The sequence below is a fragment of the Nocardia sp. NPDC003693 genome (genome assembly GCF_053981095.1).
Window position 1 is genome coordinate 231,539 of sequence record NZ_JBSFNO010000006.1, and the last position, 24,888, is coordinate 256,426.

Annotated in this window: 20 protein-coding genes, 1 rRNA gene and 1 riboswitch; of the genes, 5 read left to right on the top strand and 16 right to left on the bottom strand. The window is 69.8% G+C overall.

Translation table 11 applies throughout. The features are described 5' to 3' along the window. Positions 1 to 22: 22 nt before the first annotated feature. On the bottom strand, positions 23 to 1,015 hold the full coding sequence (locus ACWDOP_RS10545; RefSeq protein ID WP_456344817.1) for a dipeptidase: 993 nt from the start codon (positions 1,013 to 1,015) through the stop codon (positions 23 to 25). 122 nt (positions 1,016 to 1,137) lie between these two features. Between ACWDOP_RS10545 and ACWDOP_RS10550 the strand changes: the two genes are divergently transcribed. The 3 genes from ACWDOP_RS10550 to ACWDOP_RS10560 all read left to right on the top strand — a co-directional run bounded on the left by ACWDOP_RS10550 (position 1,138) and on the right by ACWDOP_RS10560 (position 5,578). Beyond that, positions 1,138 to 2,160 (top strand): AraC family transcriptional regulator ligand-binding domain-containing protein, encoded by a 1,023-nt coding sequence (locus ACWDOP_RS10550; protein WP_456344818.1) that lies wholly within the window; start codon positions 1,138 to 1,140, stop codon positions 2,158 to 2,160. 282 nt (positions 2,161 to 2,442) lie between these two features. After that, positions 2,443 to 3,456 carry an NADP-dependent oxidoreductase gene (locus tag ACWDOP_RS10555; protein WP_456344819.1) on the top strand — a complete coding sequence of 338 codons (1,014 nt, stop codon included), beginning with the start codon at positions 2,443 to 2,445 and terminating at the stop codon, positions 3,454 to 3,456. Positions 3,457 to 3,520: 64 nt separating this feature from the next. After that, the gene (locus tag ACWDOP_RS10560) at positions 3,521 to 5,578 is read left to right on the top strand and encodes a prolyl oligopeptidase family serine peptidase (protein ID WP_456344820.1); all 2,058 of its coding nucleotides are present in this window, start codon (positions 3,521 to 3,523) and stop codon (positions 5,576 to 5,578) included. Between the two features lie 18 nt (positions 5,579 to 5,596). Here ACWDOP_RS10560 and ACWDOP_RS10565 read toward each other — a convergent pair whose 3' ends face one another. From ACWDOP_RS10565 to ACWDOP_RS10615, 11 genes are all read right to left on the bottom strand, one after another. Beyond that, the gene (locus ACWDOP_RS10565; protein WP_456344821.1) at positions 5,597 to 6,472 is read right to left on the bottom strand and encodes an alpha/beta fold hydrolase; all 876 of its coding nucleotides are present in this window, start codon (positions 6,470 to 6,472) and stop codon (positions 5,597 to 5,599) included. A gap of 184 nt (positions 6,473 to 6,656) precedes the next feature. Further along, positions 6,657 to 7,289, bottom strand: coding sequence for a TetR/AcrR family transcriptional regulator (locus tag ACWDOP_RS10570; RefSeq protein ID WP_454209078.1), 633 nt, complete (start codon positions 7,287 to 7,289; stop codon positions 6,657 to 6,659). 466 nt (positions 7,290 to 7,755) lie between these two features. Then, positions 7,756 to 7,878, bottom strand: coding sequence for a hypothetical protein (locus ACWDOP_RS10575; RefSeq protein WP_454209077.1), 123 nt, complete (start codon positions 7,876 to 7,878; stop codon positions 7,756 to 7,758). A 230-nt stretch (positions 7,879 to 8,108) separates the two neighbouring features. Next, the gene (locus ACWDOP_RS10580) at positions 8,109 to 8,723 is read right to left on the bottom strand and encodes a peroxidase-related enzyme (RefSeq protein WP_456344822.1); all 615 of its coding nucleotides are present in this window, start codon (positions 8,721 to 8,723) and stop codon (positions 8,109 to 8,111) included. Beyond that, positions 8,716 to 9,240: a hypothetical protein gene (locus ACWDOP_RS10585; protein WP_456344823.1), complete on the bottom strand. Its 525-nt coding sequence runs from the start codon at positions 9,238 to 9,240 to the stop codon at positions 8,716 to 8,718. The genes ACWDOP_RS10580 and ACWDOP_RS10585 overlap by 8 nt, the downstream gene beginning before the upstream one ends. Beyond that, positions 9,237 to 10,247 carry a putative FMN-dependent luciferase-like monooxygenase gene (locus ACWDOP_RS10590; RefSeq protein WP_456344824.1) on the bottom strand — a complete coding sequence of 337 codons (1,011 nt, stop codon included), beginning with the start codon at positions 10,245 to 10,247 and terminating at the stop codon, positions 9,237 to 9,239. Before ACWDOP_RS10590 ends, ACWDOP_RS10585 begins: the two co-directional genes overlap by 4 nt. Further along, the gene (locus tag ACWDOP_RS10595; RefSeq protein ID WP_456344825.1) at positions 10,244 to 11,062 is read right to left on the bottom strand and encodes an ABC transporter ATP-binding protein; all 819 of its coding nucleotides are present in this window, start codon (positions 11,060 to 11,062) and stop codon (positions 10,244 to 10,246) included. Before ACWDOP_RS10595 ends, ACWDOP_RS10590 begins: the two co-directional genes overlap by 4 nt. Then, on the bottom strand, positions 11,049 to 12,143 hold the full coding sequence (locus ACWDOP_RS10600) for an ABC transporter ATP-binding protein (protein WP_456344826.1): 1,095 nt from the start codon (positions 12,141 to 12,143) through the stop codon (positions 11,049 to 11,051). The genes ACWDOP_RS10595 and ACWDOP_RS10600 overlap by 14 nt, the downstream gene beginning before the upstream one ends. Further along, complete coding sequence (locus ACWDOP_RS10605; RefSeq protein ID WP_456344827.1) at positions 12,124 to 13,959, bottom strand: ABC transporter permease; 1,836 nt, start codon at positions 13,957 to 13,959, stop codon at positions 12,124 to 12,126. The genes ACWDOP_RS10600 and ACWDOP_RS10605 overlap by 20 nt, the downstream gene beginning before the upstream one ends. A 4-nt stretch (positions 13,960 to 13,963) precedes the next feature. Next, a complete protein-coding gene (locus ACWDOP_RS10610; RefSeq protein WP_456344828.1) occupies positions 13,964 to 15,118 on the bottom strand; it encodes an ABC transporter substrate-binding protein in 1,155 nt (384 codons plus the stop codon). Between the two features lie 34 nt (positions 15,119 to 15,152). Further along, a riboswitch (SAM riboswitch) is annotated at positions 15,153 to 15,268 on the bottom strand. A 103-nt stretch (positions 15,269 to 15,371) separates the two neighbouring features. Continuing rightward, on the bottom strand, positions 15,372 to 16,016 hold the full coding sequence (locus ACWDOP_RS10615; protein WP_456344829.1) for an HAD family hydrolase: 645 nt from the start codon (positions 16,014 to 16,016) through the stop codon (positions 15,372 to 15,374). Between the two features lie 141 nt (positions 16,017 to 16,157). On the opposite strand from ACWDOP_RS10615, the gene ACWDOP_RS10620 reads away from it, so the two are divergent. Beyond that, positions 16,158 to 16,988, top strand: a complete 831-nt coding sequence (locus ACWDOP_RS10620; RefSeq protein ID WP_456344842.1) for a GNAT family N-acetyltransferase — start codon at positions 16,158 to 16,160, stop codon at positions 16,986 to 16,988. Between the two features lie 202 nt (positions 16,989 to 17,190). Here the strand turns inward: ACWDOP_RS10620 and ACWDOP_RS10625 are convergent, their stop codons facing one another. The 3 genes from ACWDOP_RS10625 to ACWDOP_RS10635 form a co-directional block, all read right to left on the bottom strand. Further along, the gene (locus ACWDOP_RS10625; RefSeq protein ID WP_456344830.1) at positions 17,191 to 19,332 is read right to left on the bottom strand and encodes an elongation factor G; all 2,142 of its coding nucleotides are present in this window, start codon (positions 19,330 to 19,332) and stop codon (positions 17,191 to 17,193) included. Positions 19,333 to 19,975: 643 nt separating this feature from the next. After that, positions 19,976 to 22,132 (bottom strand): hypothetical protein, encoded by a 2,157-nt coding sequence (locus ACWDOP_RS10630; RefSeq protein ID WP_456344831.1) that lies wholly within the window; start codon positions 22,130 to 22,132, stop codon positions 19,976 to 19,978. Between the two features lie 43 nt (positions 22,133 to 22,175). After that, on the bottom strand, positions 22,176 to 23,600 hold the full coding sequence (locus ACWDOP_RS10635; protein WP_456344832.1) for a DHA2 family efflux MFS transporter permease subunit: 1,425 nt from the start codon (positions 23,598 to 23,600) through the stop codon (positions 22,176 to 22,178). Positions 23,601 to 23,746: 146 nt separating this feature from the next. On the opposite strand from ACWDOP_RS10635, the gene ACWDOP_RS10640 reads away from it, so the two are divergent. Then, entirely contained in the window at positions 23,747 to 24,700 is a 954-nt protein-coding gene (locus ACWDOP_RS10640; RefSeq protein ID WP_456344833.1) for a sigma-70 family RNA polymerase sigma factor, read from the top strand. A gap of 101 nt (positions 24,701 to 24,801) precedes the next feature. On the opposite strand, the gene rrf is transcribed toward ACWDOP_RS10640, so the two are convergent. Next, positions 24,802 to 24,888, bottom strand: a 5S ribosomal RNA gene (gene rrf, locus ACWDOP_RS10645); the annotation flags it as partial.

The following is a 24,888-nucleotide window of genomic DNA, read 5'->3' on the forward strand; positions in this document are numbered from 1 at the left end:
GATCACACCGGCGCGCGGGCGGCTACCGCCAGACCCGGGCCGCTACGCGCGCGAAATTGCCGCCGAACAGCGCGGCCCGCTCGGTCTCGGAGAAGCCGCGCCCGGCGAGGATCTCGTCCAGGCCGGGAACCTCCGAACGACCCAGCAGATCCTCGGGCGGCGTCCACTGAATGGGACCCCAGCGGGTGAACTCCGCGGAGAAACTCTCGGGATTGTCGGCGATCTCCTGATTGAACTGGTCACCGTCGAAGGAGAAGTCCGAGCTGATCCCGATGTGGTCGATGCCGAGCAGCTCCACGCCGTACACGATGTGGTCGGCCATGGCCGCGACACGTTCGGCGCGCTCGTCCGGGCCGTTGTGGCCGAGGAAGATACCGACGCCGTTGATGCCGATGACGCCGCCGGTCGCGGCGCAGGCGCGGGCCTGATCGTCGGTGATATTGCGCGGATGCGCCCACACGCCCGCGAAATTGGAGTGGCTGTAGATCATCGGCGCGGTGGTGACGGCGGCGATGTCCAGGCCGGTGCGCGCGGCGCAGTGCGAGCCGTCGGCGAACATGCCGACCTCGTTCAGCGTGCGGATCAGGTCGCGCCCGTAGGCGGTGAGACCGGTGTCCGAGGCGTCGAGGCAGCCGCCGCCCGCGGCGTTGGCGAAGTTGTAGGCGGGCAGCAGCGATCGAACGCCCAGGTCGTAGAAGACCTTCACGTTGTCGAGGTCACCGCCGAGCGGGGCGGAGTCCTCGAGGTCGAAGGCGAGGGCCAGGGTGTCGCGGGGCGTGGCCGGCCAGGCGTCCCCGAAGCTCTCCACGAGGTGAAAGCGGCCGTCCGCCAGGACTTCCCGGCGGAACCGGTGCAGCAGGGCGAGCGAGTCCGCGGTGCTGTGCAGCGAGTAGCCGACGTTGACCGAGAGGTACGAGCCGAGCGGATACCTGGCCAGCTCGGTGACATCCGCGCTCGGCAGCAGCGGCAGGCAGCAGTGCTGCTCCCAGAGCCTGGGCGCGGACTTCTCGGGCACCGCGGAACCTCCTCGCTCGGACGGCATCGAACCAGCAATCCTACTGACCGCCACGACGACGGAGCCCCCGCTCACACGCCGTGGTCGAACGCGCTCGGCCGCGTGTCACTAGGGTGGGACGCGTGGAACCCGGGGCAGCGATCAACGGCACGGTCTCCACCCAGCTGATTCGGCTCGTGCGCGATTCGGCGCTGCGCGCCGGGGCCGACCCGGGACAGCTCGCCGCGATCGCCGGCACCGACGACGCCACCCTGTCCGGGGAACTGAATCGCATCCCCATCGGGTCGCTGATTCGCCTGTGGGAGTTGGTCTCCCACAGCGGGGGCGGCACGGGCGCGGGCATCGCGGTGGTCGAGGCCGCGCCGCTGGGCACCCTGAGCACCTGGGACTACCTGGTCACCACCGGCCCGACGCTCACCGAGTCGCTGCGTGCGGCCCAGCCCTATCACCGCCTGGTCACCGCGGCCGAGGAAGGTTTCGACCTGCACGCCGACGGCGACCTCACCGTCGGATTCCGCACCACCGCGGGCGATCCCGCCGTGGTCTCGGTGGTCAACGAATACGTCCTGGCCTACTACCTGCGCCGCGCCCGCGAGGCCACCGGCCGTGATGTCCGCCCCACCCGCGTCACCTTCGCCGACGCCGCCCCCGCCCGGCACGCGGAGCTGATCACCGCCTTCGGCACGGAGAACATCGAATTCGGGGCCGACGCCGACTCGATCACCTTCGCCGCCGCGGACGCGCACGCCCCGCTGCTGCGCGCCGACCCGACCCTGGCCGCGCTGCTGCGCAGTCACGCCGATCTGGTGCTGAACAGCTCGAAGGCCGTCGCCGACCCCCTCGACGCCTTCCGGACCGCCCTGACAGCGGCCCTGGCCGAGGCCGATCTGACCCTCGACACCGTCGCCCACCGCCTCCTGCTCGGCCGCCGCACCCTGCAACGCCAGCTGTCCGATCACGGCACCACCTGGCGGCAGGAGGTCGATCGCGCCCGGCACGAGCAGGCCGAATCGTTACTGGCACAGGGCAATCTGACCACCGCCGCCATCGCCACCCGCCTCGGGTTCACCGACGACCGCGCTTTCCGCAAAGCCTTCCACCGCTGGACCGGCGCCTCACCCTCCGCCGCTCGCACCGCCCACTGACCCCGCCTACTCCGGCTGCCCGGACAACTGCCACGGGCGTTCAGCGTGGGACCGTCACCGACCGGAACCCCCGTGCCACCGGGAAGTTCACGGCCGAGGCACGCGAGTCCGAGTCGGTTCCGGCGAAAGTCGCCGCCGGGTGATCCATCGCCGTCCCGAACACCTGGCACGTGCGGACCGGTCGGTGACACCGCGGGACCTGGGACGGGGCCACGCACCGCCATAACGTTATCCACAACGAAGCGGACAGGCCGCCTCGGATATCGAAAAGGTAAGTGCGACATGACTTCTCAGACCCGTTCCGCCCGTGAGATCCAGCTCGCCGCGCGCCCGGACGGCGTGCCGACGGCCGCGAACTTCGCGCTCGTGGAGCGCCCGGTGCCCGAGCTCGCCGCGGGGCAGATCCTGGTGCGCAACACCTGGATGTCGGTGGACCCGTACATGCGGGGCCGCATGGACGACAGGGAGTCCTACATCCCGCCGTTCGAGCTGGGCGCGGCGCTCGAGGGTTCGGCGGTCGGCGAGGTCATCGAATCCCGTTCGGCGGCAATCCCGGTCGGCACGACCGTCTCGCACTTCGCGGGCTGGCGCGAGGTCGCGGTGGTGGACGCCGAACACGCCACCCCGATCGACACCACCGTCGCCGCCGCCCACCATTTCCTGGGCGCACTGGGCACCACCGGCCTGACCGCCTACGCCGCGCTCACCGACGTGGCCCCGATCCGCCCCGGCGACACCGTGTTCATCTCGGCGGCGGCGGGCGCGGTCGGCAGCGTGGCGGGGCAGATCGCCAAGGCGCTGGGCGCGGGCCGGGTCATCGGATCGGCGGGCGGGCCGGTCAAGACCGCACTGCTGCGCGAGGAGTTCGGCTACGACGCCGCGATCGACTACCGGGCGGGCAACCTGTCCGAGCAACTGGCGGCGGCCGCCCCCGGCGGCATCGACGTCTACCTCGACAGCGTCGGCGGCGAACACCTGAAGGTCGCCGTCGAGGCGATGCGCCAGGGCGGGCGGATCGCGCTGGTGGGCGCGATCAGCGGCTACAACGGCGGCGGCGCGGCGGTCGCGCCCGACCTCTACCTGGCCGCGACGAAGGAGGTCACGCTGCGCGGCATGCTCGTCAACAGCTACTTCCCGCTGTTCGGGGAGTACATCGGCAAGGCCGCGGGCTGGCTGGCCGAGGGCACGCTGCGCACCCGCGAAACCGTGTACGAGGGCCTCGAGCAGGCGCCGGCCGCCTTCCTCGGCGTGCTGTCCGGAGCCAACACCGGCAAGATGCTCGTCCGGTTGGGTTGAGCGCCGTGTTCGCCCAGAGCGGCACGGCACCCCTCTCCGGCACCTGTTCGGCAACAATATGGGGATGACCGGTGTTGGAGAGAGCGTGACGGACCCGTATCTGTGGCTGGAAGAGGTTACCGGTGAACGCGCGCTGGACTGGGCGCGCGCACACAACGAGGTGGTGATGGACCGGTTCGCGTCCTCGGACCGGTTCACCGACCTGCAGGCCCGCATTCTGGCCATGCTCGACACCGATACCCGCATCGCCTATCCCGGCAGGCGCGGCCGCTGGCTCTACAACTTCTGGCGCGACGCCGAACATCCCAAGGGCCTGTGGCGGCGTACGAGTTTCGCCGAATACGCCACGGACGACCCGGACTGGGAAGTCCTGATCGACCTCGACGACCTGGCCGCGGCCGAGGACGAGAACTGGGTCTGGGGCGGGGCGGCGGTACTGCGCCCGGAGCAGTCCCGGGCCCTGATCAGCCTCTCGCGCGGCGGGGCGGACGCCAAGGTGATCCGCGAATTCGACATCGACGCCAAGGAATTCATCGCCCCCGCGGACGGCGGCTTCGAACTGCCCGAGGCCAAGTCCGAGATTCGCTGGATCGACATCGACACCGTCTACGTCGGAACCGATTTCGGCCCCGGCTCGCTCACCGACTCCGGCTACCCGCGCATCGCCAAACGCTGGCGGCGCGGCACCCCGCTGACCGCGGCGGCCACCGTCTACGAGGGCGAGGCCGCCGATATCGCGGTTTCCGCCGGCTACGACCGAACCCCAGGCTACGAACGGCATTTCATCGGCCGCGCCACCGACTTCTTCAACGAGGAGGTCTACCTCCTGGAAGCCGATGACACCCTGCGCCGGCTGGAGCTGCCCACCGACTCCTCCGAATCCTGGTACAAGGATTGGCTGCTGGTGCAGCTGAAGTCGCCGTGGGAGATCGCGGGCGTCACCCATCCGACCGGCGCGCTGCTGGCCATCGACTTCGAGCGATTCCTCGGCGGCGCACGCGATTTCGAGGTGCTTTTCGCCCCCGACGCGCACACCGCGCTGCACGGCTACGGCTGGACCGAGAACCATCTGCTGCTCATCGCCCTGGAAGACGTGCAGACCAAGCTGCACGTGCTGACCCCGGGCCCGGACGGCTGGACGCGCGAGCCGCTCGCCGACACCCCGCCGATGGCGACCACCAGCGTCATGAACCTCGACCCGCTCGAGGGCGGCGACGAATTCATGCTCTCCTCCAGCGGTTTCACCAGTCCGACAACGCTCATGTCGAGCTCGGTCGGCGGGCACACCGAGGTGCTCAAACGGGAACCGGAGTTCTTCGACGCCGACGGCGTTGTCACCGAACAGTTCTTCGCCACCTCCGCGGACGGCACCCGGGTGCCGTACTTCGTCATCCGGCACCGCGATCACCTGGGCGGACCGGTCCCGACCGTCATGTCCGGGTACGGCGGGTTCGAGGTCTCGCGTACCCCCGCCTACAGCGGCGCGTCCGGCATGGGCTGGCTCGAACGCGGCGGCGCGTGGGTCATGACCAATATCCGCGGCGGCGGCGAATACGGCCCGGACTGGCACACTTCGGTGCAGAAGGCCAACCGGCACAAGGTGTACGAGGATTTCTCCGCCATCGCCCGCGATCTGGTCGCGCGCGGCATCACGACGCACGAGCAGCTGGGCGCGGTCGGCGGCAGCAACGGCGGCCTGCTCATGGGCGTCATGCTCACCCGGTACCCGGAGCTGTTCGGCGCCATCGTGTGCCAGGTGCCGCTGCTGGACATGAAGCGCTATCACCTGCTGCTGGCTGGCGCGTCCTGGGTGGCGGAGTACGGCGACCCGGACAAGCCCGAGGAATGGGAGTACATCTCGAAGTACTCCCCGTACCAGAACACCGATCCGGACGGCGCGTACCCGCCGATCCTGCTCACCACCTCCACCCGCGACGATCGCGTGCACCCCGGTCACGCGCGAAAGATGGCCGCGCTCCTGGAATCCCAGGGGCATCCGATCTGGTACCACGAGAACATCGAGGGCGGGCACGGCGGCGCGGCGGACAACAAGCAGTCCGCCTTCCAGGCCGCGCTCATCTACGAGTTCTTCACCCGCACCCTGATGGAACGCGGCGCCTGAGGCCCTCGAAGACCGGAATCAGCGGTCCCGCAACCACTTCTCGACGTAGTCGAGGGTGCTCGCGGGGTCGCTGATCCAGCCGTTGTGCCCCAGCGGTTCCGGATTGTGCCAGCGGGTGATGTCCGCGCGGGGCAGCTTGTCCAGCAGGTGCGCGGCCGAGCTCGGCGGGGTCATCTCGTCCCCGGCGAGGGTTATCGAGAGCACCGGCAGTTTCAGCCGCCCGATGCGCTCCTCGTAGTCGATGTCCGCGCCCGCCGGTTCGAAACGACCGGTGCGCGCCAGCCGCGCCAGGTCGGCGATGAGCACCTTGGACTGCGGCCCGAACCCGCCCGCGTTGATCTTGTCGCCCGGCCAGAGCCCGGCGAGGTTCCCGGCCATCGCCAGCGCCGCGCTGTTCAACAGGAAACCGGGCGTGGACAATCCGCGCACTCCCCGGTGATACGGCGTCCCCGACGCCACCAGGATCAGCCCGCCGAGCCGGCCGCGGATGCGCGAGGCGTACATGACCCCCAGCTGCCCGCCCATACTGTGCCCGAGCAGGTACGGCGTGCTGTCCGGGAACCGCTGCCGCACGACCTGGAACATGGCGGGGAAGTCCACCGACACCAGTTCCTGATATCCGTACCCGCTGCCCGGGTTCGGCCGGTAGCCGAGCGAGCCCCGGGGCCGTCCCCCGTTGCCGCGCAATTCGAGCAGCGCCACGTCGAAACCGCAGTCCGACAACGGCTTACCGAACAGTGAGTAGAACTCCCCCGGCACCCCGAGCCCCGGCGCGATGACCACCACGGGGCGCGGCGCGTCCGGGGTGATGGGATGCCGATGCGGCCCCCGCGCGGGCAGCAGCCACACCGACACGGCCGAACCGTCCGGCATCTGAATGGGCACCGTCTCCATGCGCCGAACCTACCCGCTTACACCATCCCCGCCCGGCAGCCGCCCGCACGGTGCCCTGACCGGGCCGCAGGCGCGCCCGAAGCGCCCGGGTGAGGTTCTCGGCCCACCCGGGCGTTTCGACGGCAGCGACCGCCACAACTCGACTCGGGCACGAAACCCGGTGCGACCGATGACGGTTGATGATTCAGGCGCTGACGGCGCCCATGATGACGCGGCGCAGGACGCTGATGACCTCGTCCAGCGGCGGGCGCGGATCCGAACCGCTCCAGGCGTCCACGACGTAGTTGACCGCGCCGATGATGGCGAGCACGCGCATCTCGTAGTCCCCCGGCGGAATCTCCCCGTGCATCGCGGCGTCCTCGGCGGCACTGGCCAGCAGCGCACCCCACGCCCGGCGCAGTTCCAACCGGAACTTCTCGACCTTGGGGCCCGCGCCGACCACCTCGACCAGGGCGACCCGCGCCTTGCGGGGATCCCGGCCGATGGATTCGATATAGGCGCGCACGGCGGCGTCGATGATATCGATGGCGTTGGCGCTGGACTGCTCGGCGATGGTGGCCGCGACGGCCTCCCGCGACTCCCGGTCGATCTGCTCGTAGAGTTCGAGCAGCAACGATTCGCGCCCGGTGAACTCCTCGTAGAACTGCCGCGACGAGAGGCCTGCGTCCTTGCAGATGGCGCCGACGGAGCTGTTCGCGTAACCGTCTCGCGCGAAGACCGTCAGCCCCGACTCCAGAAAACGCGCACGACGCTGCCGTTGCCGGTCTTCTACGGGCTGCCCGGCGTACATTCTTCCCGCGTTCGTTTCCTGTGACATTGCGCCAGACAATACCGAAGGGCCCGATCCCCTCGTCATGGATCGGGCCCTTCGTTTGCACCTTCGACATCCCGCGCGATAGCCGAAAGTTGGCTCAGTGTCTCGGGCCACTGCGGCGCACCGGGGACGGCGGATATAGGCAGGGGAACCGTCCCAGGTTCGGAACGCGAATCCGGGGGGAGATTCACGTTCCGATGCCGCATTGGCCCGAAAGTCACTGATCGTTTGCCACTCAACACGATACAGAGCGGACGAACTGGACGGAATACTTTTGAAGGAGTTTTTTCAGATTTATTCGCGGAACCCCGCTCACCTCGGTCGCGGCCGCCGCCGCCCACCCGGAATCTCCTGCAAAGTACCCACTCGACCCGGACATGACACGGGGCCCGATCCATGAATCACGGATCGGGCCCCACGGGTGCCGGTTCGGCGTCCGCGCAGTAGCCGGAAGGTGGCACTCGGACGGCTACTGGGCGGAGCCGCTCGCCGAGCCGGTCGCGAGCAGCTTCAAGATCGTCTGGGCCAGGATGTCGGAAATGATGTCGGTCATGGGGGTGCTCCGATTCAACAGGGTCGCCAGTGCCGTCACTGACTGTTTGCCAACCGGACGTTACCCAGCCACCGGCCATGCATGGAAGCTTTTACCGGAAAAATCTAGAATAAATACCGGTCGGCTTCGAATCGGCCCCCACCAGCGGTTTCACCACCGGAACCCGGTCTCGCACGCCACGCCCAGCGACGCGCCGGACCCGTCACATCCTCCGGTTACCGCGACCTCGCCGCAACCCCCGAATCGGGCCGGTTTCGAGCCGGCCGGTCTCATCCGGCGACCGGCACCTCCGGCTCGCCCAGGGTCAGCATGAGGCGATTGGCCCAGGAGAACGACGCCGCGGACAGCACCAGATCGTGGATCTCGGTGTCGCTGAAAGCGAGCTCGCGCAGCCGGTCGATGTGCGACCGCTCGGCCCGAGGCGGATTGGCGGCCAGCGCGTCCACGAAATCGATTATGGCGTCCCATCTTTCATCGATCCGAACGCCATTTCCCGCGTCCAGCAATCGCTGTACGTCCGCTTCGCGCTTGGACAGCGCGGAGGTGAATCGGGAATGCACCGAGGCGCAATATTCACAGCCGTTGTGCCGCGAGGTGACGGTGGCGGCGAGTTCCCTTTCGGCGCGGCCGACCCCGGCGCGACCGTAAAAGATCTCCTTGTCGTTGCCGCTGCGATGCTCGAGCACATTGACATTGCGCGCCAAAAGCCGGAAATACGGTCCGACGCCCCGATCACCCGCCAGCAAAGGGGCTTGGCGCTCATCGGCGTCGGCCAGCTTTATGGGTTCCACCCAGGGCACCCAGTCCAACTGCGCCTGGGTGAAACCCGCGGGGCGGCGGGCGGTATCGACGCTGCGTACCTCGGAGGTCGGGGTATCACTCATGTGCGGCTCCGATCAGGGTGAGACCGGCCAGCAGCCGGGCCTGGTAATGGACGTAGCCGATCAGCTGGGCCACGGTCACGATGTCGGTCGCGGTGAGACCGGCCGCGCTCAGCGCGTCGATATCGGCGCGGGTGACGCTGGCGGGCGCGGTGCTCACCTGCGCGGCGTGCTTCAGCACGGCGGCCAGCACCGGATCACCGGCCGCGGGCACCGTGCCGAAACCCGCGTAGTACGCGGCCAATTCGGGTGCGCCCGCCAGCTCCGCGACGGCCACCGCCGCCGCGATGACGCGCTCACGCCCCAGGGCCACGGTGGCGGGGCCGTCCAGCAGGGCTTCGAACACGCCCTGGGTGTGCTCGACCACGGGCGGACGCGCCCGCCGCAACTCCCGCACGGCGGCCGCGCGGTCGCCCAGCACGGTGTCGATCACGTCGGCGTACGTCGGTGCGCCGCCGACTGTTTCGGTGCTCACCACGGACGCCGTCGCGTCGGGAGCACGGTCGCTCACGTCGGTCACTGTGTGTTTCCTTCCCGCCGGCCCAGTTGCGGGGCAACCTTCGTGGCGATGAGTTCGATGGAGCGCAGGGTGGCCTCGTGGCCGGGATCGACCGGATGCACCTGCACGATGAGGTCGGTGGCCCGCCGCACGGCGGTGTCGGCCGACAGGCGCGCCGCCACCTCGTCGGGGGTGCCGACGTACGTGTCGCGCAGAATCTCCTCGACCGAGCCCGCGAAGCCGGCGTCGTGATTGCGGCGGAACTGATCCAGGAACCGCTGCGCACCGCGCTCGGCCAGGGTGCGCGCGGTGGCGCCGTCGTCGGCGACGAAAACGCCTCGGGACGCTCCGATTCGGGGCTCCGCACCGGCGGGCAGCGCCGCCAGATAGGCGTTGACCAGGGGTTCCTGAATCTCCCAGAGCGTGGAGTTCGCGGTGGCGGCGTCGCGCGGCTGCGCCTTGGACAGCAGCAGGCCGTCCCCGGCCAGGCCGGCCCGGCGTGCCCCCGAGGCCGAGAAAGTCGCCTGCCACAACCGGTTTCGCAACGCCGGCGCGGGCGGATTGAGACCGCGACCGCCCACCAGCGGCGTCCCGGTCAGGGCGGCGGTCACCCGGGCGAGCTTGTCCGCGTACACCTGCTGCCGATCCGCCTGCCCCAGCTCGAACAGGTCGAACGCGTGCTGGGAACCGCCCGCGCCGAACCCGAGTTCGAGCCGGCCGCCGCTGAGCGCGTCCAGCACCGCGGCGTCCTCGGCGACCCGGACCGGATCCTCCAGTGCGAGCGTGACGATGGCGGTTCCCAAGCGCAGCTTCGGATTTCGCGCCGCCGCGTGCGCCAGGAAGACGAACGGCGACGGCAGTCCGCCCTCGTCCGGGTCCAGGTGGTGCTGCGCCACCCAGGCGGTGTCGTAGCCGAGCCGTTCGGCCGCGTCGAACTGTTCCAGGGCGTGCCGGTACACCGTGGCCGCGTCCTGATCCTGATCCGAGCGGACCAGGCGGGTGAAGAAGCCGAGCCGTCGTGTGGTCATACCGTCGCCTTTCCCAGGTAGGCATCGCGCACGGCCGGATTGTCGATGAGTTCGGCGGCCGGTCCGTGCAACACGATCTCACCGGTGCGCAGCACATTCGCGGAATGCGCGATGCTCAGCGCGAGTTCGGCCTGTTGCTCGACGATGAGGATGGCCAGCCCCAATTCCCGGTTCAGCCGGGCGATCTCGTCCAGCACCCGATCCACGAACAGCGGCGACAGGCCCATGGTGGGCTCGTCCATGCAGATCAGCCGCGGCTTGCTCATCAGCGCCCGCGCGAACGCCAGCATCTGCTGTTCGCCGCCCGACAGGGTGCCCGCGCGCTGGGTGCGGCGCTCGGCCAGGCGCGGGAAGTGCTCGAACAGTTCCACGGCCCGCGCGGCCAGCACCGCACGGCGCTCCTTGCGGATGTAGCCGCCGACGAACAGGTTCTCCTCGACCGTCATACCCGGAAACACCCGCCGCGCCTCCGGCACCGAGGCCAGCCCCGCGGCGATCCGCGCCGACGGCGGCGTCCTGCTCACGTCCACCCCGTCGATCCGCACCGCACCCGAGGTGGGCTTCAGCAGACCGAGCGCGGTTTTCATCGTGGTGGACTTGCCCGAGGCATTGCCACCCAGCAGCGAGACGATCTCCCCGGGGCGCACCCGCAGAGATACCTCGTCCAGCGCGCGCGACGTGCCGTAGTGCACGACCACCTTGTCGAATTCCAGTATGGGAGCGGCGTTCTCGTCGAATCGCGCACTATTCGCGATTTCGGTCACCGGCGCGGCGACACCGGACTCCCGCGCCTCCGGCCGCTCAATGTCCGGCATCCGCGGTCACCTTCCCTTCGGATCGGGCCGCCTCGTCGGTCCCCGCTGCCGTGCCGCCGGACTCCGCAGCGACACCGCCGGACTCGACCGCCGTGCTCTCGACCTCGGCGAGATCACGCCGCCCGCCCCGGCTCCGGCCGAGGTACGCCTCGATGACGCGGGGATCGGAGAGCACCTCGTCCGGCGTGCCCTCGGCGATGACCCGGCCCTCGTCCAGCACCAGCACCCGGTCGGACAGGTCGTGCACCAGATCCATCTTGTGCTCGACCAGCAGCACCGTCTGGCCCTGCGCCTTCAGTTCCGCCAGCTGCCTGCCGATCTCGGCGGTCTCGGTCTGGTTCATGCCGGCCGCCGGCTCGTCGAGCAGCAGCAGGCGGGGTTCCAGGGCCAGGGCGCGGGCGATCTCGGTCCGCCGCCGATTGGCGTAGGACAGGGTGAAGGCGGAGTTGTCCGCGCGCGGGGTGAGGCGCTCGCCGAACCGCGCCAGCTGGGCGTCGATGCGCGCGGCGGTCGCCTTGCGCTCGGCCCGCGCGGCCGGGGTCGGCACGAGCGCCACACCCAGCTCCGCGAGCAGGGATACCCAGCGCAGCAGCGGAATTCCCGCCAGCGCCCGCAGCGGGCGAGTCGCCCGCAGGGTGGTCTGCAAGCCGACGTCCACGTTCTCGCGGACCGTCATGTTGCCGAACACCCGGCCGTTCTGGAACGTGCGGGCGATACCGGCGTTCGCGGCCGCCTCCGGCTTTCCGGGCCGAATGCGCTTGCCGTGCACCAGAATCTCGCCCGAATCCGGCGCGAGCACCCCCGAGATCAGATTGACCGTCGTCGACTTACCCGAGCCGTTGGGCCCGATGATCGACACGAACTCCCCCGGCGCGACGGTGATGTCCAGGCCGTCCACGGCCCGCACGCCACCGAACGCCCGGCGCAGGCCGCCAACGGCCAGCACCGGTTCGATCGACTTCGCCTCGGATACACCGTGTTCGGCCGCATCGGCCGCCGGTGCGACCGGGTCGCTCTGGGGCGCGGCCGGTTGGGCTTCGCCCCGCGCGACCGGTTCGGTCTCAGCTCGTGACCTTGACACGTTCCCTCCTCACCAGAATTCCCTGCGGCCGGAACCGCACGACCAGCAGCAACACCACGCCGTAGAGCACGATGCGCAGTTCGGGGGCCAGTCGCAGCGCCTCGGGCACCCCGATCAGCACCACCGCGCCCAGGACCGCGCCGTACGGCGAGGCCGTGCCGCCGAGCACCAGAATCGTCACCACCAGCAGCGACATCGGCAGGTTGAAGACGGTCGGATCGATGTAGGAGTACTGGTGCGCCAGCAGCGCGCCGCCGATCCCCGAGAAGAACGCGGCGATGGCGAAGGCCAGCGCCTTGTAGTCGCGCACCGGCACCCCGGCCGAGCGCGCCGCCACCTCGTCCGCGCCGATGGCCCGGATCGCGGTGCCCAGCCGGGAGCGCTGCACCGCGAGCATGACCGCCAGCGTGATGGCCAGCACCACCAGTTCGAGCCGGAATATCTCGGTGTGCGTGGTGAATTCGATGCCGAAGAGCTCCGGCGCCGGAATCCCGAAGATGCCGTAGCTGCCCCGCGTCACCGGCTCCCAGTTGCGGATCAGCGCGACCGTGACGATGCCGATGCCGAGCGTGGCGATGGCCACGTAGTGCCCGCCCAGCCGCCACAGCGGCGCGGCCAGCACCGAGGACACCACCGCGGCGACGATGCCCGCGAGGATGATGGCGGGCAGGAACGACCAGCCGTGCGAGACCGTCAGCACCGCCGAGGTGTACGCGCCGATCGCGATCGGCCCGGCCTGCCCGATGGCGAGCTGCCCGGCCGAACCCGCGACCAGCGTCATGGAGACCGCGATGATCGCGTAGGCCAGGATCTGCGTGCCCACCGAGATGCCGTAGTCGTCGGACACGACCGGAATCACCAGTCCCGCAACGGCGAACGCGATGAGCGCGTGCCACCACCGCACCCGCAACTGCCGCCCGGTTCCCAGGAAGGTCCCGGTCAGCGGCTCGGATTCGATGGCGGGCGGGCGGGCCAGCAGACCGCCGGGCCGCAGCACCAGGAACACGACCAGCAGGCCGAAGGTGATCAGATCGCGGTAGCCGTCCCCGAAGGTGTAGATGCCGAAGGCCTCCACCAGCCCGAGGATGAAACCGCCGACCACCGCGCCCGGAATCGAGCCGAGGCCGCCGATCGTGGCGGCGACGAAACCGGTCATGCCGACGATGCCGCCGCTGGTCGGGGAGATGTTGGAGTTGTAGAGACCGACGAAGATGCCCGCCAGCCCGCCGAGCCCCGAGGCGATGGCGAAGGCCAGCGACTGGATCCGCCCGACCCCGATCCCCATCTGCGCCGCGGCGTCCGGATCCTGGGCGGTGGCGCGAATGGCCAGCCCGTACCGGCTGTACCGCAGGAAGCTCCACAGTCCCGCCATCACCGTGATGGTGATGGCGAACATGACCACGTCCGAGGTGCCGAACCAGATGCCGCCCACCTGAAAGTTGTTGGTGGGCAGCACCTGCGGGAAGGGCCGGGTGTCGGGGCCGAAGATCAGCGCCACCACGTTCTCGAGAATCAGGCCCACCGCCACCGTGGCCAGCAGCGCCGCGATGGCCGGGGCCCGGCGCAACGGCCGCACCGCCAGCACATCGATCGCCACGCCCAGCAGCGCCGTGGTGCCGACCACCAGCACGAGAGCGAGCCACAGCGGCAGCCCCTGCTCGGCGATCAGCCACCAGCCCAGCACCGACCCGAACGCGAAGATCGCGCCGTGCGCGAAATTGATGACGTTGCTGACCCCGAAGATCAGGGTGATGCCCACGGCGATGAGTGCGTACGCATTGCCGTGGACCAGACCCGCTATGAGCGTGTCGAACATGGCGCTACTTGTTGCCGGTCGGCACGAAGGCGCCGTTCTTCAGGATCAGCTCGATCGGCTTCACGCCGTTCGGGCGCCGGGTCTGCTGATCGAAAGCGAAAGTGCCCAAGCCGATTCCGTCGAAGTCCTTGACCTCGCGCAGGCCCTTCAGGATGCCCTCGCGGGTGGCGCCGCCGTGCTTGGCCGCCTTCACCAGGACGTTGATCGCGTCGTAGGCGTACACGTTGAAGTCGCCCGGGTCGACGTTGAACTTGGCGCGGAACTTCTTCACGAAGTCCACGACCTTGGGGTTGGTGTCCGCGGCGGTGAAGACGCCGTTCACGATGTCACCCTCGGCCGCGGCGCCCGCCAGTGAGATGAACTGCGGGGTGTTCTGGCCGCCGAAGAACTGGCCGGTGTAGCCCACGTCGCGCAGCTGCTTGACGATGAGCGCGCCGTCCGGGCCGTAGCCCAGGTGCACGAACGCCTCCGGGTTCGCGTCCCGGCCCTTGATCAGCACCGGGCGGAAGTCCTGCGAGTCCGGCAGGATCGGCGAGGAGTAGACGATCTCCACGCCCTTCTCCTTGGCGGACTGCTCGAAGAACTTGAATGCCTGCTTGCCCCAGTCGGTTTCGAGATACACGACCGAGACCTTCTTGGCCTTCGCGGACACCCACTGGGCATTGCGCTCCTGGAAGACATCCAGGGTGATCGACGGGCTCCACGAGTAGTCACCGCCCTTGGTGAAGTCCACCGCGGAGTTGGTGAAGCCGTACTGCACCAGCTTGCCGCGGTTGTACACCGGCGACGCCGCGATGGAGGCCGGGGACGAGAAGTCGCCCAGCTCGGCGATGATGGACTCGTCACCGACGAACTTGGTCGCGATGGGCACGGTCTGCTTCGGGTCGGATTGCGAGTCCTCCCACTTCAATTCGACCTTCTTGCCGTCGATCCCGCCCGCGGCGTTGACCTCCTCCAGGGCCAGATCGAAGCCCTGCTGCCACAGCCGGCCGTACTCCGCCGACGGGCCCGACTTCGGCCCCGATACACCGAAATACACGGTGCCGCTGTCACTCTCGGAAGAACCGCCGCACGCCGATACCAGCCCGGCCACCAGGGCCGCCGATGCGATGCCCACCACTACCCGGAGACGACGCGACCCGGACCATTGCTTACTCATCTGATTCCTCTGAACTCACCGGCACACACCGGCCACAACGCGCTTGTGCTGCCCGGCGGGCAGCACCTGGTCGTCACCCGGGGCACCCCACCGCCGCGCGAGGGTTGCCGATCAGCGAGCCGGGGCTCGTCACTGCTGATACTCGTGACCGTGCGCGCAACGCTAGTGACGGGTCCGTTCCGTCAACAGCGTTCGAATCAGCCTGAAGCCAAAAGGAAGTCGATCCCGGGGCGCGAAGTCCGGCCGCGCGAGCTCAGTTGCGCGCGGCCAGGTGCGCGGCGAGCCAGGCCGGGAACTCGGTGAGATCGCTCAGCACCACGTCCGCGCCCTCGGCCGAAAGCTCCTCGCCCGTATACGGTCCGGTGGTCACCGCGACCGCCAGCGCCCCGGCGACCTTCGCCCCGCGCACATCGCCCAGATGATCGCCGACGTAGACCGACGCCCCGCGCTCGCGCAGCGCAGTCCCCTTCTCCTCGGCCCAGACATCGCCGACGACGTCGTCCACCGGCAACCCGAGATGGTCGAGATGCAGGCGCGCGAGCGATTCCTTCTTGGCCGTGATGACCAGGGTGCGCCCACCGGCGCGATGCACCGCCGTGAGCGCGTCGAGCACGCCCGGCAACCGATCGGCGCGCGTGATCGCGAGGTCGGGGTACAGCTCGCGATAGCGGGCCACGACCCCCGGCACCTGGTCCGGCGGGAACCACTCGGCCGCCTCGATGGCCAGCGGCGGTCCCAGCCTCGACACCGCAAGCTCCGAATCGATGCGCACCCCGGTCTCGGCGGCCACCGCGTCCCAGACCGCGGCGATGCCCGGACGCGAGTCGATCAGCGTCATATCCAGGTCGAACCCGACGACGAGTCCGGACCCGGCTGCGGGGTGCTCTGCTGGGGCCACCCTCCGACCTTACGGTTCGACCGGACGGCGGCGGCCGCGGCCCCGGCCGGGCGACCGGGGTTCGCCCGGTCCGCGACGAAGCCGGGAATTCGGTTGCCGCCCCGAACTAGGCTCGAGGCCATGCCCAACGATCAGCGATCCCTGTTCTGCAGTGTCGAGCTCGGCGCCCGCATCGAGGGGGTGGAGAGCGAGCTGATCAGCGCGGGCAGCGCGGCGGCGCGGGCGCGACCGGGCGCGGACAGCGGCTTCCTGGTGCCGCTCGCGGGTGGGGTGGCGTCCTTCGCCGAACCGGGATCGCCGCTGAACAAGGTGGCCGGGCTGGGTTTCGGCGGGGTGCCGGGCGCGGACGAGCTCGACGCCGTCGAGAAGCTCTACGCGGAGCGCGAAGCCCCGGTGCAGGTCGAACTCGCGCATCTGGCCGATCCGGCCGTCGGGGATCTGCTCACCGGCCGCGGCTACCGGCTCGCCGGCTTCGAGAATGTGCTCGGCATCGATCTGCGCGGGGTCGCCGCGGCCGTCACGCCGCCGGAGATCACCGTAAGGCCCAGTGGCGACGACGAATTCGATACCTGGCTGGACATCATCGCCGACGGATTCGCCCAGCCCGACACCCAGGGCGTCGCCTCGCACGAGGAATTCCCGCGCGAGATCATCGCCCGGGCCATGCGCGACCTCACCGGCGCGGCCGGGGTCCAGCGCTATGTCGCGCTGTACAACGGGCAGCTCGCCGGCGCGGCCAGCCTGCGCATCTCGCACGGCGTCGCCCAGCTCACCGGCGCGGCCACCCTGCTCGCGCACCGCCGCAAGGGCATTCAGTCCACGCTGCTCGTCAACCGTCTCACCATGGCCGCCGCGGCGGGCTGTGAGATCGCGGTCATCACCACCCAGCCCGGATCCAAATCCCAGCAGAACGCCCAGAACCGCGGGTTCGATCTGCTGTACACGCGCGCGATTCTGGTGAAGGCGCCGTAGGGCGGAGCGCTTCGGAGACGCGAAAGTTGTTTTCTGGAAGGACATTCGGAGCACCTGTCCGATGACAGGTGGCCGGTTCACTCGTTCGTGAACCGGCCACCCATCGGCCACACCGGCCGGCCGGCCGGGTCCGCGGGTCCCGATCGCGGGGTCAGCGCGACCGGTCCCGGTCTACGCGCGAAACCCGGTGGGCGTCAGCCGATCACCCCGCCGGCGCGTAGCCCAGCGGCCGCGTCGAGAAAGCACCGCGGCCGTGCGTGCGGCTGCGCAGTCGCGTCGCGTACCCGAATATCTCGGCCAGCGGCGCGATCGCCGTGACGGCCACCGTGCCGCCGTGCACCACCGAATCGGTGACCCGGCCGCGGCGGGCCGCGATATCGCCGAGCACCGCGCCGATGTCGTCCTCGGGCGCGGTGACCGTCAGCTCGACCGTCGGCTCCAGCAGTTGGAGCACGCCGGCCTGCAACGCTTCCCGCACCGCCTGCCGCGCGGCGACGCGGAACGCCCGCTCCGAGGAGTCGACCGGATGGGTCGCGCCGTCGGTGAGCCGCACCCGCACGCCGATCACCGGATGACCGCCGAGCGGACCCGCGACCAGCGCGTCGCGGCAGCCGGCTTCCACCGCCCGCACGTACTCGGGCGGCACCCGGCCACCGGTCACCGTGGACTCGAACGCGAAATCCGCAGCGGGATCGAGCGGTTCGATATCGAGCACGATATCGGCGAACTGCCCGGGCCCACCGGACTGCTTGGCATGGCGGTACCGCAGCCCCGTCACCCCGCGCAGCACCGACTCCCGGTACGCCACCTGCGGACGGCCCACCGCGACCGCGATACCGCGATCACGGCGAATCTTCTCCACCGCCACCTCCAGATGCAGTTCCCCCAGCCCGGAGAGCAGGGTCTGCCCGGACTCCGGATCGGTCCGCACGACCAGCGACGGATCCTCCTCGACCAGCCGGGTCAGGGCCGTCGTCAGCCGCTCGGTATCGGCGGAGACCTTCGCCTCCACCGCCACCGAGACCACGGGCTCGGTGACCGTCGGCGGCTCGAGCAGCAGCTGGGCCTCGGGCGCGCAGAGGGTCGCCCCGGCACGCGCCGACTTGGGACCGATCACGGCGACGATGTCACCGGCCACGGCCCGGTCGACCTCCTCGTGCCGGTCGGCCTGCACCCGCAGAATGCGCCCGATCCGCTCGGAACGGTTCCCGAGCACATCGTGCACCGCGTCGCCCTTGCGGAGCGTGCCCGCGTAGACCCGCAGGAAGGTGCGCCGCGCCGAACCCACCCCCTGGACCTTGAATACCAGGGCCACCAGGTGATGGTCCGGATTCGGAGCGATCACGCACTCGCTCGGCTCACCGCACTCCCACTCGCCCCGGGCGGGCGGGCGGTCCAGTGGCGACGGCAGGAAGTCCACGATCGCGTCCAGCAGCGGTTCGACCCCGATATCGCGGTAGGCGGCCCCGCAGAGCACCGGCACCACCTCACCGGACAGCGTCAGCTCCCGCAGCGCCACGAGCAGGGTCGTATCGGACAGTGCCGCGGCGGTTTCGATGCCCTCCCGAACGTGGCCGAACGCATCGCCGATGTCGCCGCGTCGCTCCTGACCGTCGTCGGTCGGCGACGGCACCGCACGGACCAGCTCCGGGGTGTAGAGCTCGTCGAGCGCCGCCGAATGTCGTTCGGCCACCGCCTCTTCCAGTGCACGCCTGCGTCCCAGCGCGCGCTCGAGCGATGCGGGCGGAATCCCGGTCTCGGTCAGTGTGCCCGCCGTCCAGACGAGCGCCCGCATGCGGAGCAGATCGATCACACCGGCGAACCCGCCCTCCGCGCCGATCGGCATCTGCACCGCCAGCGGAGCCGGGTGCAGGCGCCGCCGAATCGACGCCACGGCGGCGTCGAAATCCGCACCGGCCCGGTCCATCTTGTTGACGAACGCGATCCGGGGCACGCCGTAGCGATCCGCGCGCCGCCACACCGACTCGCTCTGCGGCTCCACGCCCGCCACGGCGTCGAACACCGCGACGGCGCCGTCGAGCACGCGCAGCGAACGCTCGACCTCGTCGGAGAAGTCGACGTGTCCCGGGGTGTCGATCACGGTGAGCCGGTGCGCGTTCCATTCGCACGCCACCGCGGCCGCGAAGATGGTGATGCCCCGCTCCCGCTCCTGGGCGTCGAAATCGGTGACGGTCGTGCCGTCGTGCACCTCGCCGCGTTTGTGAATCGCGCCCGCCAGGAACAGCATTCGCTCGGTGACGGTCGTCTTGCCCGCGTCCACGTGCGCGAGAATGCCGAGGTTTCGCACGGCGGCGATCGATTGTCGAGAAGTGTTGGTACGCAAGGTCTTGGCCCTTCGTGCTGATTCGTGTCGAAACAGCGCGATTGCCCGGCTCCGTCGCGACGGCCCGTTCGAGAGGTCGCACACGACCGCGAAACACCGCAGCGCCCCTACGGGCACGCGATGGATCGTGAGGAAACGCCGGGTACTCAGTACCGGCCGCGCAGCCGGCACCGAGCCGGCGAGGACACCAGGATCACGTCGAACCGCGAACGGGCGGCGACGCGCGGACGAATATCACGCATGATCGGCTCCCTTCCGGCTCACACCGTGCGGTGCGAAAAACGTTGCGATGTCAGCGCGCCGGCCCCGACCGAGGTCGGGGCCGCGCGAGCGGCGAGGAGAGCGGAGACGCTGGATTCTTTTGAAGAGAGATTTTAGAAGGAAGCATCCCCATGGCCTCGCCTCCCGCAACGCTAGCAGAGCCCGCCGGGCGGAGTCACCGGGTTTTTCACGCGTCCGACGCGGCGAACGCGAAACCCCCGATCGCAGCGAGCGGGCGGGTTCCACGCCACTGTGCCCCGGTCGCGAACGACCGAGGCACAGTACGGCGAGGAGAGCGGTGACGCTGGGAGTCGGTCCCCAAGGGGGCTACGAATATTAGAAGGAAGCGCCCCCATGGCCTCGCCGTGCACCAACGTAACAGTCAGGCCGGAATCAGGTCGCGCAGATTCTCCGGTGTGACGACCGTCGAGCCGACGGGCAGTCCATCCGGCCGGGCGAGACCGATGAAGGTCACCGGCTCGGTGATCGGACCGCCGTCCCACAGGACCGATTCGGTTGTCGCGGAGAGCAAACCGACCAGATACGCGACCGTCAGGTAGCGGCGCTCCACCACCGCCCGCGCCAGCGTCGCCGTCGTCAAATGGTTCGACTCCACCCGGTTGAACTCCGGAGAGCCGGACAGGTGCAGGTGCAGCCACTTCGCCCGCCAGCGGCCGTCCGCGTGCCGGAAGAAGGCCAGCGGCAACGCGGTTCGGCCCGCACCGCGCAGCTCCGACTTCGCCCGCACCGTGCGCGGCTCGTACGGCGCGCCCTGCTGATAGGCATCGCGAGACATGTAGCCGAAGAACGACTCCCGCACCTCGTCGAAGCCCTCACCGGTGTAGATGTTCACCTGCGGCAGCACCAGGGCGGCCTCGACCTTGTCCAGCCGGATGTCGATGAACTCCGACGCGCCGTCCGGAGCCTCGGTGATATCGCCGGAGTGCACACCGCCGACCTCGGTCAGATTGGTGTACGACAGCCAGCCGATACTCGTGAAATCCCGGTCCAGCAGCACGGCCGACAGATCGAAATCGGTCCGCAGCGCACGCTCGTGCCAGTACACGAAGAACCGCAGCAGCTCCGCGTCGACGGTGGTGACCGACCCGCGCGGCAGCACCCCGAGACCGTCGCCGATGCCCTTGCCGCTCAACGGCAACGCGACCTCGAGGATCTCCGGATCGATGACGAGCGGCAGCGGCACGTCCAGCCGCCGCGTGATCTCGCGATCGATCATCTCCCGCAGCAGCTCCAGCACCTCCGGCGCGATCGGGTACCGCTCGTCGGGTACCACGCTCCCCCGGCCCGAGCGATTCGCGAAGATCCGCATATCCCCGGACTCGCGATTGTCCAGATGCTCGCGCACCGACAGCAGCACCCGGCCGGACACCTCCTCGACCGCGCCGTTCAGCTCCAGCAGCACGCCCTCGCGCTCCAGGTCGCCGAACGCCTTGCGGAGCAGATTGTCCATCGACCGGAACAGCATCCCCGGCGCGGAACGCAGCAGCTGCGCCGCGCCCACCACATCACCGTCCGCGAGCATCCGCTCCAGCCGGGAGGCGAAGGACGGAGCCGCCAGCTCACCCCGCGCCACCGCGAAAACCTGTGCCGCGGAGTCGTATCGCGGGTACTCGTGCGGATGTAGCCGCTCCCCGAGCCGCTTCCACGCCTCGCGGCGCACCCTGACGTCGCCGAGCTTGGCGGGCTGGGCCGCGATCACCCCGTCGAGCGCGGCCAGCAGGGCCCGGCGCACCGGGCGCCGGAAACTCCGGAACCGGGTCGGCTCGAGCAGCGAGACATCACCGTCCGACAGCAGGCAGGCGAGCCGCAGCACATCGGTCACGGTGTCCACCAGCAGATCCGCGCCGGCGGCCAGGCGCACCTCGTTGAGAATCGCGCGATGCTCCCGGACCGGAACGACCGTGGGCTGCGGACCGGTCGCGCAGTGCAGCGCCAGCTCGCGCAGCACCGCCACGTCCTCGTCCCCGAACGGGGTCACGCTGCCCGCCATGGACAGGTAGAGCGCCGAAACCTCCTCGGACAGCGGCATTCCCGCGTGCAGGACGGTCACCCGATCCCGCACGCTCGCGATCAGCTCATCGTGCGCGGCGATCATCTCGGCGTAGTCGTGCTGATAGGTCCCGTAGCCGGGCAGCGCCAGCAGATTCACCGCACCCGAACGGACGGACGCCTCCGCCTCGGCGGCGAGCTCGTCCCCGAGCGCGCGCACCAGGCACTCGGTCCAGAACTCCACGGTGTCCGGCACATTCGCCGGGAAGTCCCGGAAATAGACGTTGTGCTCGACATGGTCTCCGACCACCCGGCGCACCATGGGCAGCACCCGCACCGCGGTATCGATGACCGTCCCGGCCGCGAGCCCGGACAACCGCGCGAACAACTCGCCGGACAGCTTGAAACCCGCCGACATCAGGACCGCGTCGAATTGCCTCGCCGCCACGGTTCCGTCCCCGGCCGGTCCTTCGACCGCCGGCACCCGGAACGTACGACCGACAACGAGCTCTTCGAGATCCACACTCATCCGACGATCTTCGCAGTCGAACAGCCTTGCAGGCCAGGCAATATCAGTCCGCGGATGGCTCGCGAACCAACTCGCGCACGGGCGCCGCGGACACTGCCGCCCGGCCCGGCAGCGCCAGCGCCACCACCGCACCGAGCAGGGACAGCCCCGCGCCCACCGCGCCCCCGGGCACGAACCCGGCCACGAACTCCGCGGTCGAGCCGTAGCCGCCGAAACCCGCGAAGACCGCTACCACGACCGCGATTCCGAATACACCGCCCAACTCCCGCATCATGCTGTTCGCCCCCGCGGCCTTGCCGATGGCCCCGTACTCGACCACGCCGACCACCGCGCTCTGCGCGGTCGGAATCGCCATGGACACCCCGACCCCCGAGAGCACCAGGGGCGCCACCAGCGCACCGTACGACATCCCCGGATCGGCGATCAGGGCGATCCAGCCCATCCCGGCCGCCTGCAGCATCAATCCCGTCGCCATGATCGGCCGCTCGCCCACCCGGTCCGCCAGTGCCCCGGCCAGCGGTGCGCAGCAGAAGAGTGTGAGAGTCCAGGGCAGCAGGCGCAGACCGGCGCCGAGCGGACCGTAGTGGAAGACGATCTGCAGGAACTGCGCGTAGAAGAACACCGCGCCGAACAGCGCCGCGAAGGTCAGGAAGATCGCGACATTCCCTGCGGCGAACCCGCGCGAGGTGAACATGCGAATCGGGAACATCGGTGTGCGCGTGCGTGATTCCCAGATCGCGAACGCCACTATCGAGCCGAGTCCACCGGCGAACGCCAGCAGCACCTCCGGATGAGACCACCCGGCCACATTCCCGCGCACCAGACCCCACACCACACCCAGCGCACCCCCGGTGACCAGCAGCAGACCCGGGCCGTCGAACGCCGTATCCGAGCCGTAGCTCTCCGGAATCACGCGCAGCGCCAACGGAATCGCCAGCAGTCCCAACGGCACGTTCACCCAGAAGATCCACTGCCAGGACAACCCCTCGGCGATGGCGCCGCCCACCAGCGGACCGCAGGCGACCGCCAGCCCGGTGACCCCCTCCAGCACACCGATCGCCACCCCGCGCCGCTCGGCCGGAAAGGCCGCACTCACCAGCGTCAGCGCCAGGCTCATGATGAGCGCCGCACCCACACCCTGCACCACCCGCGCGGCGATCAACTGGCCGACCGTGCCCGCCAGGGCGCACGCCGCCGAACTCGCGACGAAGATCCCCAGCCCCGCCGCGAACATCCGCCGCCGCCCGAACCGGTCACCGGCCACCGCTGCGGTGATGAGCAGCACCGCGAAACTGAGGTTGTAGCCGTTGACCGTCCATTCCAGGGTCGCCGGCGACGCATCGAGATCGACCCGAATCGTGCCGAGCGCCGTCGCCACCACCAGGGTGTCCAGGGCCGCCATCATCGACGCCACCGCCGCCAGGGCCAGCACCCGGCGCTGTGTCGTCCGCGAAACAGCCGTATCCATGAGATGTCCTTCCGATCGATCCGGACCCGCACAGATACCGACCGCCGCGCCGCTCGAACTCATCGGCCGCGCGCCGATGAATTCCGGGCCCGCCGGCGGTCGACACTCGTGAGGGGGCCGCACCGCGCCCGGCCGGAAGGATTCGATTGACCCGCACCGACGACTTCGCCGCGCGCACCATGCCCTGCCGGCGTGAGCTGCTCGCCCACTGCTACCGCATGCTCGGCTCGGTCGACGACGCCGAGGACCTGGTGCAGGAGACCCTGCTGCGCGCCTGGCGCGGCTACCCGGAATTCGAGGGCCGCGCCTCGCTGCGCACCTGGCTCTACCGGATAGCGACCAACGCCTGCCTCAACGCCCTCGCGCACAGCAGCCGCAAGGTCCTGCCGTCCGGCCTCGGCGGTCCCGCCGACCACCGCCATCCCCTCGGCCCCGACGCCGACCGGGTGCCCTGGCTGCAGCCCCTGCCGGATTCGCGCATCGCACCCGAATCCACCGATCCCGCCGCGATAGTCGACCTGCGCCACGGCACCCGCCTGGCCCTCGTCGCCGCCTGGCAGTACCTGCCGCCGCGGCAACGCGCCGTCCTGATCCTGCGAGATGTCCTGCGCTGGAGCGCAATCGAGGTGGCCGGCCTGCTCGACACCACCGTCCCCGCCGTCAACAGCACCCTGCAACGCGCACACGCGACCCTCGCCGGACTACCCACCGCGGCCGAGGAGGTCAGCGAACCCGACGATCCCGCGGTACGCGCCCTCTTGGATCGCTACGCCGCGGCCTTCGAAGCCTTCGACATGGACGCGCTCGCGAAACTCCTGCTGGCCGACGCGGTCTGGGAGATGCCCCCGATCCTGGAATGGTTCGCCGGCCGCGCCGATGTCATCCACCTGATCCGCACCCGCTGCCCCGCCCGCGCCGGCCGGGTCCGCATGATCCCCACCGCGGCCAACGGCCAGCCCGCCTTCGCGATGTACCAGAACGGCGAGGCGCACTCGATCCAGATAGTGAGCCCAACGCCCGCGGGGATAGCGCGGGTCGTCGCGTTCCACGGCGCGGATCGCTTCGTGCCCTTCGGATTACCGCGGTCACTGCCGGCGTAAAGGCCCGGAAACGACGAAACCCCCTGACCTAAGTCGGGGGGTTCAAAGGTCGTGAAACGAGAAAGACCCCCAGCTTTCGCTGGGGGTCTTCCCGAATGATGTTCCGGCGGTGACCTACTCTCCCACACCCTGTCGAGTGCAGTACCATCGGCGCTGGTGGCCTTAGCTTCCGGGTTCGGAATGGGACC

What these genes read in the sequence shown, in the direction of transcription:
- ACWDOP_RS10555 (WP_456344819.1), top strand. Translation starts at nt 2,443, where the DNA reads ATGACTTCTCAGACCCGTTCCGCCCGTGAGATCCAGCTCGCCGCGCGC.
- ACWDOP_RS10560 (WP_456344820.1), top strand. Translation starts at nt 3,521, where the DNA reads ATGACCGGTGTTGGAGAGAGCGTGACGGACCCGTATCTGTGGCTGGAA.
- ACWDOP_RS10565 (WP_456344821.1), bottom strand. Translation starts at nt 6,472, where the DNA reads ATGGAGACGGTGCCCATTCAGATGCCGGACGGTTCGGCCGTGTCGGTG.
- ACWDOP_RS10570 (WP_454209078.1), bottom strand. Translation starts at nt 7,289, where the DNA reads ATGTCACAGGAAACGAACGCGGGAAGAATGTACGCCGGGCAGCCCGTA.
- ACWDOP_RS10580 (WP_456344822.1), bottom strand. Translation starts at nt 8,723, where the DNA reads ATGAGTGATACCCCGACCTCCGAGGTACGCAGCGTCGATACCGCCCGC.
- ACWDOP_RS10590 (WP_456344824.1), bottom strand. Translation starts at nt 10,247, where the DNA reads ATGACCACACGACGGCTCGGCTTCTTCACCCGCCTGGTCCGCTCGGAT.
- ACWDOP_RS10595 (WP_456344825.1), bottom strand. Translation starts at nt 11,062, where the DNA reads ATGCCGGACATTGAGCGGCCGGAGGCGCGGGAGTCCGGTGTCGCCGCG.
- ACWDOP_RS10605 (WP_456344827.1), bottom strand. Translation starts at nt 13,959, where the DNA reads ATGTTCGACACGCTCATAGCGGGTCTGGTCCACGGCAATGCGTACGCA.
- ACWDOP_RS10610 (WP_456344828.1), bottom strand. Translation starts at nt 15,118, where the DNA reads ATGAGTAAGCAATGGTCCGGGTCGCGTCGTCTCCGGGTAGTGGTGGGC.
- ACWDOP_RS10630 (WP_456344831.1), bottom strand. Translation starts at nt 22,132, where the DNA reads ATGAGTGTGGATCTCGAAGAGCTCGTTGTCGGTCGTACGTTCCGGGTG.
- ACWDOP_RS10635 (WP_456344832.1), bottom strand. Translation starts at nt 23,600, where the DNA reads ATGGATACGGCTGTTTCGCGGACGACACAGCGCCGGGTGCTGGCCCTG.